At 60.2% G+C, this 16,688-nt stretch carries 13 protein-coding genes; all 13 read left to right on the forward strand.

The features are described 5' to 3' along the window. Positions 1 to 38: 38 nt before the first annotated feature. The 13 genes from AC0Z2B_RS09390 (at position 39) to AC0Z2B_RS09450 (ending at position 16,600) form a co-directional block, all read left to right on the forward strand. Positions 39 to 179 carry a type VI secretion protein gene (locus tag AC0Z2B_RS09390; RefSeq protein ID WP_476296262.1) on the forward strand — a complete coding sequence of 47 codons (141 nt, stop codon included), beginning with the start codon at positions 39 to 41 and terminating at the stop codon, positions 177 to 179. A 20-nt stretch (positions 180 to 199) separates the two neighbouring features. After that, positions 200 to 1,402, forward strand: a complete 1,203-nt coding sequence (gene tagH / locus AC0Z2B_RS09395) for a type VI secretion system-associated FHA domain protein TagH (RefSeq protein ID WP_476296264.1) — start codon at positions 200 to 202, stop codon at positions 1,400 to 1,402. 5 nt (positions 1,403 to 1,407) lie between these two features. Then, complete coding sequence (tssJ, locus tag AC0Z2B_RS09400; RefSeq protein ID WP_476296266.1) at positions 1,408 to 1,899, forward strand: type VI secretion system lipoprotein TssJ; 492 nt, start codon at positions 1,408 to 1,410, stop codon at positions 1,897 to 1,899. Next, a complete protein-coding gene (gene tssK / locus AC0Z2B_RS09405) occupies positions 1,896 to 3,230 on the forward strand; it encodes a type VI secretion system baseplate subunit TssK (protein WP_476296268.1) in 1,335 nt (444 codons plus the stop codon). Before tssJ ends, tssK begins: the two co-directional genes overlap by 4 nt. 2 nt (positions 3,231 to 3,232) lie before the next feature. Beyond that, positions 3,233 to 4,102, forward strand: coding sequence for a type IVB secretion system protein IcmH/DotU (gene icmH / locus AC0Z2B_RS09410; protein WP_476296270.1), 870 nt, complete (start codon positions 3,233 to 3,235; stop codon positions 4,100 to 4,102). 15 nt (positions 4,103 to 4,117) lie between these two features. Continuing rightward, entirely contained in the window at positions 4,118 to 7,615 is a 3,498-nt protein-coding gene (gene tssM, locus AC0Z2B_RS09415; RefSeq protein ID WP_476296272.1) for a type VI secretion system membrane subunit TssM, read from the forward strand. Then, on the forward strand, positions 7,615 to 8,343 hold the full coding sequence (locus AC0Z2B_RS09420) for a PP2C family protein-serine/threonine phosphatase (RefSeq protein ID WP_476296274.1): 729 nt from the start codon (positions 7,615 to 7,617) through the stop codon (positions 8,341 to 8,343). The genes tssM and AC0Z2B_RS09420 overlap by 1 nt, the downstream gene beginning before the upstream one ends. Further along, positions 8,340 to 9,347, forward strand: a complete 1,008-nt coding sequence (locus AC0Z2B_RS09425; protein ID WP_476296276.1) for a serine/threonine-protein kinase — start codon at positions 8,340 to 8,342, stop codon at positions 9,345 to 9,347. The genes AC0Z2B_RS09420 and AC0Z2B_RS09425 overlap by 4 nt, the downstream gene beginning before the upstream one ends. 21 nt (positions 9,348 to 9,368) lie before the next feature. Continuing rightward, a complete protein-coding gene (locus AC0Z2B_RS09430) occupies positions 9,369 to 11,414 on the forward strand; it encodes a type VI secretion system Vgr family protein (RefSeq protein WP_476296278.1) in 2,046 nt (681 codons plus the stop codon). Between the two features lie 33 nt (positions 11,415 to 11,447). Then, complete coding sequence (locus tag AC0Z2B_RS09435; RefSeq protein ID WP_476296280.1) at positions 11,448 to 14,306, forward strand: hypothetical protein; 2,859 nt, start codon at positions 11,448 to 11,450, stop codon at positions 14,304 to 14,306. Next, positions 14,299 to 15,147, forward strand: a complete 849-nt coding sequence (locus tag AC0Z2B_RS09440; RefSeq protein ID WP_476296282.1) for a tetratricopeptide repeat protein — start codon at positions 14,299 to 14,301, stop codon at positions 15,145 to 15,147. The genes AC0Z2B_RS09435 and AC0Z2B_RS09440 overlap by 8 nt, the downstream gene beginning before the upstream one ends. 319 nt (positions 15,148 to 15,466) lie before the next feature. Beyond that, positions 15,467 to 15,997 carry a hypothetical protein gene (locus AC0Z2B_RS09445; RefSeq protein WP_476296284.1) on the forward strand — a complete coding sequence of 177 codons (531 nt, stop codon included), beginning with the start codon at positions 15,467 to 15,469 and terminating at the stop codon, positions 15,995 to 15,997. A gap of 66 nt (positions 15,998 to 16,063) precedes the next feature. Continuing rightward, positions 16,064 to 16,600, forward strand: coding sequence for a hypothetical protein (locus tag AC0Z2B_RS09450; RefSeq protein ID WP_476296286.1), 537 nt, complete (start codon positions 16,064 to 16,066; stop codon positions 16,598 to 16,600). Positions 16,601 to 16,688 lie beyond the last annotated feature (88 nt).

Genomic DNA, 16,688 nt, shown 5'->3' on the forward strand with positions numbered 1-16,688 from the left:
GCCCGCTTTTCCCTTTTTGCTTTCATGGAGAAACCCTGATGCCTGTCCGTCCATGGCAGACCGCCGCATTGCTGCTGGCGCTTGTGCTTGGCCTGAGCGCCTGCACCGGCAACTACAAATTCAACGACAACGAATACCGCCCGCTGGGTGATCCACAAGCGGTCAATCGCGGCAAATGACCGCAAGGAGTGCTTCACACATGGAACTGGTCCTCGAGATTCAGAACACCAGGCAGATGATTCCCCATCACGCCGCCAGCCGTACCTTCCAGGAAACCGGCGGCGTGATCGGCCGGGCCAGCGATTGTGACTGGGTCATCCCGGACGCCAAGAAACACGTGTCGGGCCAGCACGCCAAGGTGACCTTCCACCGTGGGGTGTTTTACCTGACCGATGTCAGCCGCAACGGTATGTTCACCGCCTCGGGTATCCAGTTGCCCAAGGGCGAACCGTTCCGCGTTGAGCACGGCAGTGTGTTCCGCCTGTGCGATTTCGAAATCCGTGCGCGGGTGATCCGCGACGCGGTGGCCCTTGATGTGGAGTTGGGGCGCCCGCAGGTGGCAAGCGGCCTGATTCCCGATGACGCTTTCCTCAGCCTGGACCCGTTGGTGGCGCTGGACCAGCAAGAGCGGCAGCACGCCGAGCACGATGACCTGGCGGCGCTGATGGCCCCGCACCGTGAGGCCAGGCAGCGCGCTGACTACGCGTCTATCGACATGGAGAACCTGACGGTGCCGGCACTGGTGCCAGCCCCCGCCGAGCCCGTTGCGGCTGCCCCGGCACCGGCGGCGGTAGCCGAGCCACTGGCGGAGCAATTCTGGGCCCGCTTCGGCCAGGCGCTGGGTGTTGACCTGCAAGGCATGGACAACGAAGCCCGCGAAGCCCTGGCCATCAAGGCCGCAGGGCTGCTGGCACAGAGTGTGGGTGGCCTGCAGCAGAGCCTGCGCACCCGTAGCGAGTTGAAAAACGAGCTGCGCCTGCCCCAGACCACCGTGCAGATGGCCACGCGCAACCCGTTGAAACAGGCCGTGGACAGCGCCGAGGCGCTGCAGGCCATGTTGCAGCCCAGCCGTCCCGGCCAGGTCTCGGGCGAGCAGGCCATCACCCGCGCGTTCCGCGACCTGCAAGCCCATCAGGTGGCGTTGCTGGTGGCGAGCCGCGCCGCTGTACGCGCCAGCATGGAACACTTCGCCCCGCAACAGCTGGCGCTGCGTTTCGAGCGTGATGGCAGCAAACCACTGTTCGCCACCGCTGGCGGGCGCTGGCGCGCCTTTGGCCGCTATCACCAGGCGCTGCGCCAGGACGATGACTTCAGCGAGCGGCTGATCGCGCGGGATTTCGCCCAGGCCTACGACGAACAGGTGCGCTTGATCGCCACCCTCCACACCGAACATCAGGGATGACCCGCATGACCCGTCTCACATCATTCATCAGCGCCGCGGCGTTCATCCTGCTGGCAGGCTGTTCGGCCCTGTCACCGTATTCCAGCGAAACCAAGCTGGACCTCAAGCTCAGCGCCGGTGACCAACTGAACCCGGACCTCAATGGCCGACCGTCGCCCATCGTGCTGCGCCTAATCGAGCTCAAGCACCCGGTGGCGTTCCAGAACGCTGATTTCTTCAGCCTGTACGAGCGCGCCAAGGACATCCTGGCGCAGGACCTGGTAGCCAGCGAAGAAATCGAACTTCGCCCCGGCGAAACCCAGGAACTGAAGCTCACCGTGGACAGCGGCAGCCGCTACGTTGGTGTGCTGGCGGCATACCGCGACCTGCCCGAGACCCAGTGGCGCTACATCATCCCGGTGGATGCGCAACAGCTGACCAAGATCAACCTGGCCCTGGACAAGGACGGCATCCACAACCCCGATGACAAACTGGCCAAGGCGGATGACCGCTCATGAATGCCCATAAAGTCATCTGGCAGGAAGGCATGTTGCTGCGCCCGCAGCACTTCCAGCACAACGACCGTTACTACGATCACCAGTTGAAGTCCCGCACCCAGCTGCTGGAGCGCTACTCGTGGGGCTTCCTGAACCTGGAAATCGACCTGCAGTTCCTGGGCATGGGCAAACTGGTGGTCAGCCAGGCCAGCGGCGTGCTGCCCGATGGCAGCCTTTTCAACCTGGACGGTAACAGCGAGCCATTGGCGCTGGATGTACCGCCCAACACCGGCAACACCCCGGTATACCTGGCGCTACCACTGGTGACCGGCAACCACGTCGAGGCGCGCCGTGGCACCGACCGCGATGTGCTGGCACGTTATATCGCCTATGAAATGGATGTCTCGGACTCCAACGCCGGCGACGATTCCAGCAGCCAGGTCAGCTGTGCACGCCCAGATTTTCGCTTGCTGCTGGGCGAGCAGCAGAATGACCAGGCCTACGTGAAACTGAAAATCTGCAACGTGTTGGACACCTCGCCAGACGGTGTCATCAGCCTTGATGCCGAGTTTGCCCCCACGTACATCCACGCCCATGCGTCCACCTACCTGCAGTCCTGCCTCAAGGAAGTGATCAGCATGCTGGACAACCGCGGCGACGTGCTGGCAGGCCGTATTCGCTCCACCGGCAAGGTCGGCGGTGCGGAGGTCGGGGACTTCCTCATGCTGCAGTTGATCAACCGTACGGGCGTGTTGCTGCGCCACTACCTGGGCATGGAGCATGTTCATCCCGAAGAGCTGTATCGCACGCTGCTGACGATGCTGGGGGACCTGTCCACCTTCGCCAATGAAAGCAAGCGGCCGCGAATCGACAGCCATTACCAGCACAGCGACCAGGGTGCGAGTTATCGCAAGCTGATGGAATCCATCCGCCAGGCGCTGTCGATGGTGCTGGAGCAGCACGCCATCGAGTTGATCCTGCAAGACCGCCAGTACGGTATCCGCGTGGCGGCCCTTCAAGACCACAAACTCCTGGGCACCTCGTCCTTCGTGCTGGCTGCCAGCGCCAGCTGCGACACCGAAGAGCTGCGCCACCGCTTGCCGGCGCACCTCAAGGTGGGCCCGGTGGAGCACATTCGCCAACTGGTCAACCTGAACCTGCCGGGTATCAAGGTGCGGCCATTGCCCGTGGCCCCCCGGCAGATCCCGTTCCACTCGAACAAGACTTACTTCGTCCTCGAATTCAGTGCCGAGGAGCTGGCCCAGTTGGAGCGCTCTGGCGGTTTCGCCTTCCACGTATCGAGCGAATTCTCCGACCTTGAGCTGACATTCTGGGCTATCAGGAACTCATGACAATGAATACGGAAATGGACTACCAGCAGGATGAACCGACGGTTCTGGTGAATAAGGACGGAGACCGCCCGCACCACGAGCCGCTGACCGATTTTGCCAAGCCGCCGCGGTACGAAGAGCTTGAAGAACGGTTGATCTATGCCGCCAACCGCGGCGCAGATGAAAGCTTCAACATCAGCATCAACCCGCTGGTGTCGGCCGCGGCGCCCCTGTTTTCGGCCATCGTCAAACTCAAGAACAGTGCAGGCCAACGGGACCTGAGCGTTTTGAGAGACGAGCTGACCGCGCACATCAAACGGTTCGTGGCCCATGCCTCGAGCGAAGGGGTGGATAACAGCGAGGTCTTCAGCGCGCGCTACGTGCTGTGCACCGTGGCAGACGAAGCCGTGGTGACCACCGATTGGGGCAGCGAGGGCGCCTGGGCGGACTTCAGCCTGCTGAGCAGCTTCCACAATGAAACGTTCGGGGGCGAGAAGTTCTTCCAGTTGCTGGAACGCGTGGGCCGCACCCCGGTTCGGCATTTGCCGATGCTGGAGCTGATGTACATCTGCCTATCCCTGGGTTTCGAAGGTAAATACCGTGTGCAGGCACGCGGCATCATCGAGCTGGAGGGTATCCGCGACAACCTGTACCGGCAGATTCGCCAGATGCGTGGCGATGTTCCGCGTGAACTGTCCCCGCATTGGGAGGGTATCAGCGAGCCCCGTCGCGGCCTGGTGCGCATTGTGCCCTGGTGGCTGGTAGTGGCCCTGACCGTGGTGTGCCTGGCGGTGATGTATTCCGGGTTTGCCTATGTGCTGAGTGAAAAGCGCGAGGCGGTTCTCAAACTCTATGAGCCTGTCGACCCGGTAGTGGTCGAGCCCAAGTCGTAATATCAGGGACGTGTAATGAAAAACTTCTTCAAAAAGACGTGGGCCTTCCTGTGCAAGACCTGGGTGTGGACCTTGTTGCTGGTGCTGGTAACGGCGCTGCTGGTGTGGTTCGCCGGCCCATTGCTGGCGGTAGATGACTACAAATTCTGGGAAAGCGCCAGCTCGCGGCTGCTGAGCATCAGCGTGCTGTTCCTGCTGTGGGGCTTGTTCATGGTCTTCGTCAGCTGGCGCAGCACCGTACGCAAGAAAAAAGTGGAGGAAAGCGAGGACGGCCAGGTGCAGATCAAGCGCCACGAGGCCATCACTGAAGCCGAACACACCCTGCGCGCGCGCTTCAAGGAGGCCATGCGCACCCTCAAGACTTCCAGCCTGTACCGTGGCCGCAGCGAGCGCTGGCGCAACGACCTGCCCTGGTACCTGGTGATCGGCCCCCAAGGCAGTGGCAAGACCAGCCTGCTGGATTTCTCCGGGCTGGAGTTCCCGCTGAACAAGGTGGAGCGCAAGCTTAGCCGTGACGCCACCGGCACCGAACACTGCGACTGGTACTTTGCCGACAATGGCGTGCTGGTCGACACCAGCGGCCGCTACATGGACCAGGGCGACGCCCAGGTCGACGGTGCGGCGTGGAAAACCCTGCTGGGGCTATTGCGGTCGCGCCGCCGCAGCCGCCCGCTCAACGGCGTGCTGGTGACTATCCCGGTTACCATGCTGCAGAGCGGCGACCGCAACGCCATGGTTGCCATGGGGCGGGTCATTCGTAACCGCTTGCAGGAGGTCCACCAACAGCTGCACGTGGACGTGCCGGTTTACCTGGTGCTGACCAAGGCTGACCAGGTGGTGGGCTTCGAGGCGTTCTTCGACCAGCTGTCCCGCGAGGAATCGGAGCAGGTGTTGGGCGCCAGCTTCGGCAAGGGCCAGCACGGTGCGGACGTGACAGTGCTGAACCAGGAGTTCAAAGAGCTGCTGACGCGCCTCAATGCCCAAGTGGTCTCGCGCCTGCACCAGGAGCGCGATTCGCAGCGGCGCGGCTTGATTCTGGACTTCCCGATGCAGGTGGGCCTGATCGGCTCGAGCCTGGGCATCCTCGTGGACGCCGCCTTCACCGGCAACCGTTACCAGCGCCCAAGCAAGTTGCGCGGCTTCTACCTCACCAGCGCGCCGCACTTCAGCAAAACCGCTGGCCAGCAGGAAGACGGGCCAGCGCTGCCGATGATGTACAGCGGCCGGGCGCGCTTCATCTACAACCTGCTGGCGCGGGTCATCTTCCCTGAAGCCGAGCTGGCGGGCCTGGACAAGCGTGAGACCAGCCGCATCAACTGGGGCCAGCGTGCGCTGTACGCCGGTGCCTTGGCCTGCATGGGCCTGTTCGGGCTGGCGTGGGCGGGAAGCTTTTCTGCCAACGACTCCAGCCTTGAAAAGGTAAAAGGCCTGGCCGAGCAGCAGGCTCGCCAACACGCCGGCTTGAGCGCCCAGGACGATGCAATGGCGGTGCTGCCGGTGCTCGACACGCGCTATGCGGCCAGCCAGGTGTTCCCCGCCAAAGGTGACGCTGCGTACAGTGAGCGAGGTGGCCTGTACCAGGGTGAACCGAGCAACCCCAAGCTGGTTGATGCCTACCACCGCGAGCTCAGCCAGGAGCTGTTGCCACGCGTGGCCCACACGCTGGAAGGCCAGATTCGCGCCAACATGGGCAACCGCGACCGCCTGCTGGGCAGCCTGCGCGCCTACCTGATGTTGAACCTGGTAGAGCGCCGCGACCCAGCCACCTTGAAGGACTGGATGGCCGCCGACTGGTCCCAGCGCTACCCGGGCAACGCCCAGGTACAGGCGGGCCTGAATGAACACTTCGGCCGCCTGTTGCAGCAGCCCTTCGTGTACCCGCTCAACGATGCGCTGGTAGCCCAGGCCCGCCAGGTGCTGCGCAGCGAGTCCCTGGCCACCGTGGTGTACCGCGTGCTGCGCGAGCAGGCCCGCGACTTGCCCGAATACCGCTTCAGCCAGCACTTGGGGCCGCAGGGCGCGCTGTTCAGCGGCACCGACTACGTGATTCCCGGTTTCTACACGCAGAAAGGCTATCAGCAGTACTTCATCACCCAGGGCGCCAGCCTGGTGCGCGATATCCTGCGTGACAACTGGGTGCTGGGGGAGGGCGGCAGCCTGAGCGGCATGGACATGCGCCGCCTGATGGTGGAGCTTGAGCAGCTGTACTTCGGCGATTACGCCAACTACTGGAGCGAGGCCGTCAACCAGGTCAACCTCGACGCCTTCACCGATGCCCAGGACGGCGCCGACCAACTGGCAGGCCTGACCTCGGCGAACTCGCCGCTGTTGCAGCTGCTGGTGGAAATTCGCGAGAACACCCGTTTCCCGGCGCTGCTGGACGCGGACGCCGCAGGCGATGCGGCCGACCAGGTCGGTGGCAAGCTGGGCAAACTGGGCAAGGCTGCCGCCGCCGCAGCCGGCCAGGCTGGCGAGGCGATGGCCAAGAACCTGCCAGATACCGCGAAGAAGTCCCTGGAGCGTCGGTTCGAGCCGCTGCACCGCCTGCTGGACGACAACAACGGCCCGGCTGCCGACCTGACGCCGGTGTTGCAGGCCCTCAATGACCTGCAACTGCAACTGTCCGGCCTGGCCCGTGCCAGCCAGCCGGAGCAGGCCGCGTACGATATGTCGAAAAACCGCATGAGCGGCCAGCGTGACGCGCTGAACAGCCTGCGCAATGCGGCGTCGCGCCTGCCACGGCCGATCAGCATGTGGTTCAACAACATGGCTGAAGACACCTGGATGCTGGTGCTTCACGACAGCTACCAGTTCATCAACCAGCACTACCAGGCCGAGCTGTACAGCTTCTACTCCAAGGCCATCAGCCAGCGCTACCCGTTCTTCGCCCACAGCAACAGCGACGTGGCACTGAACGACTTCCGCGAGTTCTTCAAGGCCCAGGGTATTGCCGACCGCTTCTTCGACAGCTACCTCAAGCCGTTCGTCAGCGGTGAGGCGGGCAACTACCGCCTGCGCAGCGTGGACGGCCGCAGCCTGCCGATGTCGAAAATGTTCCTCGACCAGATGGGCAACATCCAGACCATCCGCCGCAGCTTCTTTGCCGAGAACCCCAACGAGCCGCAGGTGCAGTTCAAGCTCGAGCCCTACACCATGGACCCGAACGTGGGCCGCGCCGAGTTCAAGTTCGGTGACCAGCAGATGGTCTACCGCCATGGGCCGATCGTGCCGGTGGCTTTCAAATGGCCAACCGATGCTGACGACGGGCGTACCAGCCTGGTGCTGGAGGAACTGAGCGGCAAGGCCATCGGCATCCAGAAAGACACCGGCCCCTGGTCGCTGTTCCGCCTGTTCGACTTGATGCAGACCGAGTACCAGAGCGGCCGCGACGTGCTGATGATCAAGGCCAACGTCGGTGGCATGCGCGCCAACTACCTGGTGCTGAGCCAGCGTTCGCCGAACCCGTTCGACCTCAGCGCAGTGCGCAGCTTCCGCATGCCGGTGACCCTTTGATGCCGGTCATGCACACCTGGTGCAGCGCGGGCCTTACCCACAAGGGTAAGGTCCGGGCGCGGAACGAGGATGCCTTCCTCGACCGCCCCGAGCGCGGCCTGTGGGTGGTGGCCGACGGCATGGGTGGGCATCAGTCGGGCCACCTGGCCAGCCAGATGGTGGTGGCGGCGCTCGATGAGCTGATGCTCGAAGGTGACTTCGACGAGCAGCTGCGCCAGGTGCGCCAGTGCCTGCATTGGGTGAACCGGCGGTTGGGCCAGGAGCTGACCGTGGTGGCCGACCGTGCCGACAGCATCATGGGCACCACCGTGGTGGCGTTGCTGCTGCACGACAACCGCGCCGCCTGCATCTGGGCCGGCGACAGCCGCTGCTACCTGTGGCGCGGCAACCGCCTGTTCCAGCTGTCCCGGGACCATTCGCTCAAGCAGCAATGGATCAACGAGCAGAGCCTGAGCCCGGAAGAGGCCGCGGGGCGCCCCGGGGCCAACGCCCTGACCCGGGCGCTAGGGGCCAGCGAGCAGCTCAAGCTGGAAATTCTGGAGCTGGAAGTACGCCACGGCGACACCTTCCTGCTGTGCAGTGATGGCCTTTACCAATGCCTCAGCGAAGAGTCCATGGGCAAGGCATTGAATATGCCCCTGCCGGGGATCGCCCTTGAGCGCATGTTCGACAACGTCATGCGCACCCGCGCGGCAGATAACCTGACCGGCGTGGTGGTTCGCCAGTGAGTGGCTACAACCCAGCGGTCCAGGACCCACTGGCCTTCGCCGACGCGGGTGAAAACCTCACCTATTTCGCGTTTGCGGCCAGTGTCGCCAAGCCGTCGCAACCCCCGCCCGCCAGGTCGGTGGGGCCGTTGCCGGACCTGCTTGGCGGCCGCTACCGCCTGGAGGGGCTGCTGGGCGCCGGCGGCATGGGCATGGTTTACCGTGCCCGCGACCTGTTGCAGCAGCAATGTGGCGACCCCGATCCCTACGTGGCCATCAAGTTGCTGCGCGAGGACATTGGCGAGTGCCCGGACGCGGGCGCGCTGCTCTACAGCGAGTTCGCCCTGACCCGGCACCTGCTGCATCGACATGTGGTGCGTGTGCATCACTTCGATGTGGACCCAGGCTGCCGGCAGGCCTATTTCACCATGGAGCTGATTCGTGGCATGCCCATGGACCGGCTGCTGTGCGAGCGCCCGCTGGGGCTGCCGTGGCATGAACTGCGCGGCATCGTCGTGGCCATGCTCGAGGCGTTGGCCCATGCCCATGCCCAGGGGGTGCTGCATGGGGACATCAAGCCCAGCAACGTCATTCTCGGCGAGACCGGGGTGCGCCTCTTCGACTTCGGCCTGGGCCAGGCCATGGCCGGCGTATTGCCCGGCCTGCCGCAGCTGAGCCGCGAACGCTTCAACGCCTGGACCCCGGGGTACGCGGCCCCCGAGCTGTTCGAAGGCGCGCCCCTGTCGATGGCGACCGACGTGTACGCCGCCGCTTGCGTGATCTACGAGCTGGCAGGGGGCAAGCACCCCTTCAGCCGGCTCAGCGCGCAGCAGGCCAGGGAGCAACGCCTGGGCTACCAGCTACAGCGCCCGCGCAACCTGCCGGCCAAGGCCTGGCCGGCGCTACGGCTGGCGCTGGCGCTGGATGCCCAGGCACGGCGCATCAGCATGCAGGAACTGCACGACGCCATCGCGGCGCCTTCATTCACTTGGCTGCAGCGCTGGTTCAACCAGCGTCATGGATAACACCCTGACAGGGAGACACCAATGTTCAACCCCAGCAACGAAACCCACTTCAGCCTGAGCATCGACGGCGCCGACGTGGACTTCAAGGTGCTCGAGTTCACGGGCAGCGAAGGCATCAGCCGGCCGTACCGCTTCGAGGTGGAGCTGGTCAGCGAGCGCTCCGACATCGACCTGGAAACCATCCTGCACAAAGAGGCGTTCCTGGCCTACGACCCAGCCGGCCATGGTATCCACGGGCAGGTCTACCAGGTGGCCCAGGGCGACGCGGGCAAGCGCCTGCACCGCTACCGCATCGTGCTGGTGCCGCACCTGGCGTACCTGGCGCACCGCACCAACCAGCGCATCTTCCAGCAGATGAGCGCCCCCAGGATCATCGCGCAGATCCTGGAGGAACATGGCATCCAGAGCGATGCCTACCGATTCAACCTGGGCACCCCGTGCCCTGACCGTGAGTACTGCGTGCAGTACGACGAGAGCGACCTGCATTTCATTCAGCGGCTGTGCGAAGAAGAGGGCGTGCACTACCACTTCGAGCACAGCAGCGACGGCCATCTGTTGGTATTTGGTGACGACCAGACCTTCTTCCCCAAGCTCGGCCAGCCCACCGCCTACGTGCAGGACACCGGCATGGTTGCCGACGAGCCGGTGATCAAGCGCTTCAAGGTGCGCCTGGAAACCCGTACCAGCCGTGTCACCCGCCGCGACTACAACTTCGAGAAGCCGCGCCTGCTGATGGAGTCGGCCTACAAGCCCACGCAGCCAGCCAGCCAGGAGCCAGACCTGGAAGACTACGACTACCCGGGCCGCTTCATCGACCGTACCCGTGGCAAGCAACTGAGCCAGCGTGCCCTGGAACGCCACCGCGCCGACTACCAATTGGCCGAAGGCAAGGGCGACGAGACCCGCCTGGTCAGCGGCCACTTCATGGCCATGTCCGAGCACCCCCGGCAGGAATGGAACGCCCTGTGGCTGCTGACCGAAGTCTTCCATGAGGGCAAGCAGCCCCAGGTGCTGGAAGAGTCCGTCACCAGCGACGTCACCAACAACAAGGACGACTTCCACCAGGGCTATCGCAACCATTTCTTTGCCACCCCCTGGGACGTGTTCTACCGCCCCCCCCTGGCCCACCCCAAGCCCCGCGTGCTGGGCAGCCAGAGCGCCGTGGTCACCGGCCCCAAGGGCGAAGAGATTTATTGCGACGCGTACGGCCGCGTGAAAGTGCAGTTCTTCTGGGACCGTGAGGGCCAGGCCGACGACAAGACCAGCTGCTGGCTGCGCGTATCGTCCAGCTGGGCCGGCGAACGCTATGGCGGCGTGGCCATCCCGCGGGTGGGCATGGAAGTGCTGGTCAGCTTCCTGGAAGGCGACCCCGACCAGCCGCTGGTTACCGGCTGCCTGTACCACGCCGAAAACAAGGTGCCCTACGACCTGCCGGCGAACAAGACCCGCAGCGTCTTCAAGACCCTGAGCAGCCCCGGTGGTGGCGGCTATAACGAGCTGCGCATCGAGGACAAGAAAGGCCAGGAACAGATCTTCGTCCACGCCCAGCGCAACTGGGACGAAAACATCGAGAACGACCAGAAGATCCGCGTCGGCAACGAGCGTCACGACACCGTGGAAGCCAACAGCTACAGCGAATTCAAGGCCGAGGAACACCGCACCACCTTCGCCGACCGCAAGGGCGAAGTGAAAGTGGACGACCACCTTACGGTAGGCAACAACCAACACGTGAAGCTGGGCGTTGCACAACTGGTGGATGCCGGCACCGAAATTCATCTCAAGGCCGGGGAAAAGATCGTCATCGAGGCCGGGCTGGAACTGACCGTGAAAGCGGGCGGCAGCTTTATCAAGCTGGATGCCGGCGGTATCACTATGGTGGGCCCGCAGATTCTGGCAAACGCCGGCGGTTCGGCGGGGAGTGGTACCGGTATTGGTATCAAGCCGCCGGTGCTGCCGGGGGCGGCGGATGCGGATAAGGCGGGGCAGGTGCCGGAGACGGCGTTGGTGAATGCGCCGATTGAAAAGACCACGGCCAAGCCCGTGCGCATGGTGAAGTTCTCGGGCTGACCGCCAGCCATACAGGATCAGGTAACGAAAGAAATGACAGAACCAGTAAAAGTCAAAAAGTGGGCGTATCCGTTCAAGGTAGGTGGTGTTGAAGCCACCGATCCGCAGCAGTATTACGCTGCCTTGGCCAAGGCCAAGGACGGCTACTACCCGTTGGGTGGCAACGGCTTGTGGCATGGCGGCGTGCACTTTGACGAAGCCACCGGGCTGGTTTCGGAGCACAGCGAAGTGCGTTGCATCGCCGATGGCCAGGTCATCGCTTATCGCATCGACGAAGCCTACCCGGTTACGGCCTACGCCGACCGTAACGCGGTGGCCTCGACGGGGTTCGTGCTGGTAAAGCATGTGCTGGAAGTGCCTGCGCCTCCAGCACCCGCCACACCGGCCGGAGGAACCCCTGCGCCTGCGCCCACTGCGGGGCCCACCTTGACGTTCTTCAGCCTGTATATGCACCTGGTGGATATGGCGGGCTACAACGCCACGCCCTCGCTGGCCAGGCCATCTTACTGGAGTGGTGGTACGTACCGCGTCAAGGCGGATGTCGCCGACAAAATCCAGGGCCTCAACGTACGTGCTGCACCGAAAGGCAGCGAGGGCTATGACCAGATACTCACCACACTGCCACGCGGCACGACGGTGACTACGGGCGAGGCGAGCACCGATGGCAAATGGCTGAAAATCGCCAGCGTATCGCCAGCTGCCAGTGGCTTGGCCGAAGGCAGCGGCTGGGTCTACAAGAACGAGATGACCAGCCAGGGCAACGACCAGTACCTGATCGGCGAGCAAGCAAAGGACACCCCTGCAGGCGCCGCCAAGGGGCTGAACGTACGCAGTACGGCTGCGGCCAGCGGCAGCGTGATTTCCGTGCTTCCCGCCGGTACCGAGCTGACCATCAGCGAAGCCGGGGCTTCAGGCAAATACCGCAAACTGACGCAAATAATCAGTGGCACCCCCATGCCGGCACTCACTGCCGATGCCACTGGCAATGTGCCAGGTTACGTGTGGCTACCGTCCCTGGAAGCCAAGAGCGAACCCAAGGCCATGGGCAGCGTGGTGGTACTCGATACCCCGGTGACCATCAGCGCTGGGGCAACCATCGGCTACGCCGGCAAGTACCAAAGCCACGACGAGGGCGCGCCGCGCAACCTGGTGCACATCGAAGTGTTCAGTTGTGAGGATGCCCAGGCCTTTGTCGCCACAAGCCGCAGCAAAGCCGCAGCGCTACCGGCCGACCAGAAAAACCTGCTGCATATCTACAAGAACACCAATCTCATCACCCACCGCGCCGACATCAGCGCCACCAACCCGCCCAAAGTCAGCGACCCCCATGTGGTGGTTGGCTATGATCTGATCATCCCCGTGAGCGTGCTGGAAGCCATGCCGGCTGAAAAGAAGATCAAGGACACCTCCCAAAGCACCACTGCCCCCACGCTCTGGTGGCACATCGAGGGCCTGTTGGGCGATGCCCAGGGCAACCCCATCAGTGGCTGGCTGCGCGAACAGGACATCATGACCCCGCGCCACAACCCGTGGGAGTGGGAAGGCTTCGACTTCATCGAAGAAACCGGCAGCAACGCCGACCACCTGGCTGCGTACCTTCATGCGCTCGATGCACTGACGGAGGAGGAGAAAGCTACCTACGCGTCCAACGTCTCGGCTTCCATCAGCGGCCCCGCCAAGTCGCGCCTGTACGAGATCATCGACACCGACCACGACAACAAGCTCACCGGCACGGAAATCCGCGCAGCCCTGGCGAAGCCATGGTTTGCACAGTCGATTTCGCAGCTGGTGACGAAGTATGAGAGTGAGTGGTTGTACAAGGCGGACAAATGGGATGCGCTGGATACGTTGATGGGGCATACGGCTGCGCAGCCTAATGTGAATTGGGTGGCGGAGAAGAAGCGGATTGAGGGGTTGGCGTGGTGGGGGGATTTAGCGGGGAAGGAGGGGGTGGAGGCGGAAGGGAAGGCATACCACCTGAACGCTTTGGCAGTGCTGACAAACTTTGTGGCATTGCAAAAAGAATGTACATGCAATGCGCAAGTTAAGGTTACAAGATGGGGGACTCATTACGGGCCTGCCCACTGGGGGACTGATAAACTGCGAGACTCGCCTTTATGGAATAGTGTTTTGGCGAGCGGAGGAGCTACTGCGGAGGAAAAACGTATCATTGACGTGATGTGCGAGAACGAGGGGGCAATCAGCTCAGTTCAGTCATATGATGATCAGATATTAACTGCGGGGGCAATGCAAAAGACGATAGCACCTACCGGGAAGGGACAATTACCTACGCAGATTAATAAATTTAAAAAGATGCATCCTGATGAATATGAGGAGCTGTTTGAAAAACAAGGCTGGCGGTTGGATCCTGATTCTGATATCCCGAAGTTGTACTATCAGCATGATAGTTATGCTGGTGGCGAACGTCTTGAACTGGAAAAAATAACACAAAAAATTAGAGAGGGATGCTCCCAAGCTACATTTTTGAGCGTCATAAGCTGCAAGCCTGTCGCGGTGATGGCTTGTGCTATCGCGAAGCCAAACTATGTGCGTCTACAAATAACAGACTTCGTAGAACAGCTCAGGGCGGTTCTTGCTCAAAAGCCTATTGGTTATGATTTCACAATCGGTGAGTTGTTCAAGGGAGTGCTCGGGCGTGCAACAGCTCTGGACGAGTTGGTGAATCGGCCGAATAATGTAGTATATAGCCTAAAAAGTGCACTCGACTCATTCTTTAGTGCGCATCCGGCGGTGAGTAGAAATGTTGACTCTTGGGGGGATAGTCACGCCGCTTATGAGGCGGAAATAGTTAATGTTTATGGTCATGGTAGGGGTAATATGACTGATGGTGTTCTTCGTTTTAACAAATTAAAGGCGGCTCTTAATGTTTAATGTGATTGTTTTTTTATGGGCGGTATTTTGGACTGCCCTCGTGGGGGCTGCTGAGCAGCCAAACGAATTTAACGGAGTGAATGGTAGCACTTTACGTTTTAGCCATTGGGATGATAAACATGGAGGGTGGGCAAGTGTGGTATTTGAGAAGGGCGATGTTAATTTTCAGATTTACGATTTGCCCGAATCCAGAAGTGCCCCTGGGGCGGGGGTAGTTTCGTCCAGTCGCAGGAATATGTTGTCTCCGGATGGACGAGTTATGATGGTGCAACGAACGGTTTTCGGCCTGGTTGATAATGGTTCTGGCCAAGAGTTCAATTCTGAGCATACATCCTGTGACGCTATTTCAATGGATACCGGTTGTGTGCAGTATTCCGGTGATGCTGAACAATGCGTTGGGTCGTGGAATGAAGGTGCCTGGAGACTTCAAGATGGGTCGGCTCTAAAGATTGTGGACTTGCCGATGTCGCCCCAAAAACTGAGCGCAGCGTTTAAGGCTGCCTCTGTAGAACAGCGTCCTGATATTCTGACTATGTATATGTATATGGGGGTCGGGTCTTATTTATCTTGTTACCCTCCGGAAAAAAATGTGGCGGCTCTCAATGATATTGGTTTTTATCTATCTGAGAGTGGAGATCATAGGGTTGCAATTGAGCTTTATAAGAGCTTGCTGAAAGTCGCGCCAGATAGGATTCCGTTAAAACTTAATATGGCTGATTCACTGTGGGCTACAGATCAAAAAAACGAAGCTCGGAAATTCTACCAAGGATACAAGAAAGCTATGGTTGCAACGGGCAATCAGCTTAAAGTCCCTCAGCGAGTTGATGAGCGCGAAAAGTAGTGATTTGGTTTAGGGGGACAGGGGCAGAGGGTGCGAATAGTTCGCTAGGGCACGGTTGGGCTATCAGATGCAGGCGAGGCGGCTGCAAGAATACTTCGAAGAGTTACGGGGCGCTTGAAGTGAGTTTGCCGGGAGCCGCTTTTCTTGCTGTGGTTTCAGTGCTCGAGAATTTTAAGTGCGGCGATGCGGCTTATATCGAGATTGTGTCGCCGATTGAAATTTTCCAACTTGGTTCAATGAGTCCGGAATCCTGCAACTTGGTCGGCGAGAGGTGAAACTTCATGGCTTCAAGTATTTACTTGATTTGATGTGGATCTGCATGAAAAAACTACCATCATTGTTCGGGCTCATGCTTTCTGGCTCAGTCCCTTATGTGTGTTCGGCCGAAACGATCTCCTACCTCTCGATGCTTCCTGCACCAATGGTCGCTAGGGTTGCTACGGATAGTGAGATGAGGGCTGGAGACGTCCGGTTTTTCCCGGGTGGGACGGTTAAGGTGGGAGGGATCTATGTGAGCGCTATTTCCTTTGTGGACTCAGTGAAAAACTGTTCTATCTATGTGTTGAGTTCTGACAAGGCTTACTCACTATTTAATGGGGCTCCGTGCGAATTTAGTAGTAGGCCTGCCGCTTCTTTCGCGAGAGGAAGCAATTTCCCTGATTTACTATTTAAGATAAAACTGTTCTCTCCAAGTCAGGGCGCAATGGCGGATGAATTAGTGGCGTTTTATTATGATAAGGGTAAATCGACTTACTGTGAAAGTTCACTGCTGTCTGACTGGTATGTAGATGGTAATAAAAGTGTTAAGCCTGCTCTGTCCGACGGTAGGTGTCTTGCAGAGGGTCAATAAAATGCCGATATTCAATGCCTACCGTCTCTCATAAAAAATGCAACTGGCAGCATTACTTGGGGTGAAATGAAGAATTTCTATAAAGAGTTATGTTTTATTTTGCCGTTGTGCTTCTCTGTTGCGTGTTTTGCGCATGAGGATGGCTATTATGTTAACGGCCCCACGATTCAAGGGCCTTTCAAGATCGACATGGTTCAGGGTGGGGAGGTGTCTGTGCTTTCCACCGACGACAGAGAATATCCCGTTTCGTTGGTGTTGGATATCACCGATGGCACAGGTAAAAAAACTCGGAAGCTTGTAGATAAGTATGATGTGGCAGGCTCACCTCCTAAAGTGGATACCGTATTTTTTTACCCTGTAAGGGGGGTGAGAAATGTGATTGTTTTGGTTTCGTGGGAGCTTACCAGTCGTGGGTTAGGTACTTATGGCGATTACTATCAGGTTTACGCTTATGAGCCCGGGGGCGGTGGCCTGGTACCAAATAATAAAATTCGATTCGACAAACATATGACGGGAATCGAGGGTTATCAAGAAGGCTCGCCCCAGTCGTTTTTATACAAAAATGCAGCTGCTATCAAAAATTACTTAAAAACGTTGAATTGATTGGGTTGCGGGTAATGTGATTCTAATGGTTTATTGGGCGAGCCGGAATGGCTCCATGCAGATGTCAATGAAAACTAATGAGGGCTTT

This window comes from Pseudomonas sp. GYB4201 (assembly GCF_056312595.1).

What these genes read in the sequence shown, in the direction of transcription:
- tssJ (WP_476296266.1), top strand. Translation starts at nt 1,408, where the DNA reads ATGACCCGTCTCACATCATTCATCAGCGCCGCGGCGTTCATCCTGCTG.
- icmH (WP_476296270.1), top strand. Translation starts at nt 3,233, where the DNA reads ATGAATACGGAAATGGACTACCAGCAGGATGAACCGACGGTTCTGGTG.
- AC0Z2B_RS09440 (WP_476296282.1), top strand. Translation starts at nt 14,299, where the DNA reads ATGTTTAATGTGATTGTTTTTTTATGGGCGGTATTTTGGACTGCCCTC.
- tagH (WP_476296264.1), top strand. Translation starts at nt 200, where the DNA reads ATGGAACTGGTCCTCGAGATTCAGAACACCAGGCAGATGATTCCCCAT.
- AC0Z2B_RS09430 (WP_476296278.1), top strand. Translation starts at nt 9,369, where the DNA reads ATGTTCAACCCCAGCAACGAAACCCACTTCAGCCTGAGCATCGACGGC.
- tssK (WP_476296268.1), top strand. Translation starts at nt 1,896, where the DNA reads ATGAATGCCCATAAAGTCATCTGGCAGGAAGGCATGTTGCTGCGCCCG.
- tssM (WP_476296272.1), top strand. Translation starts at nt 4,118, where the DNA reads ATGAAAAACTTCTTCAAAAAGACGTGGGCCTTCCTGTGCAAGACCTGG.
- AC0Z2B_RS09420 (WP_476296274.1), top strand. Translation starts at nt 7,615, where the DNA reads ATGCCGGTCATGCACACCTGGTGCAGCGCGGGCCTTACCCACAAGGGT.
- AC0Z2B_RS09435 (WP_476296280.1), top strand. Translation starts at nt 11,448, where the DNA reads ATGACAGAACCAGTAAAAGTCAAAAAGTGGGCGTATCCGTTCAAGGTA.
- AC0Z2B_RS09450 (WP_476296286.1), top strand. Translation starts at nt 16,064, where the DNA reads ATGAAGAATTTCTATAAAGAGTTATGTTTTATTTTGCCGTTGTGCTTC.
- AC0Z2B_RS09390 (WP_476296262.1), top strand. Translation starts at nt 39, where the DNA reads ATGCCTGTCCGTCCATGGCAGACCGCCGCATTGCTGCTGGCGCTTGTG.
- AC0Z2B_RS09445 (WP_476296284.1), top strand. Translation starts at nt 15,467, where the DNA reads ATGAAAAAACTACCATCATTGTTCGGGCTCATGCTTTCTGGCTCAGTC.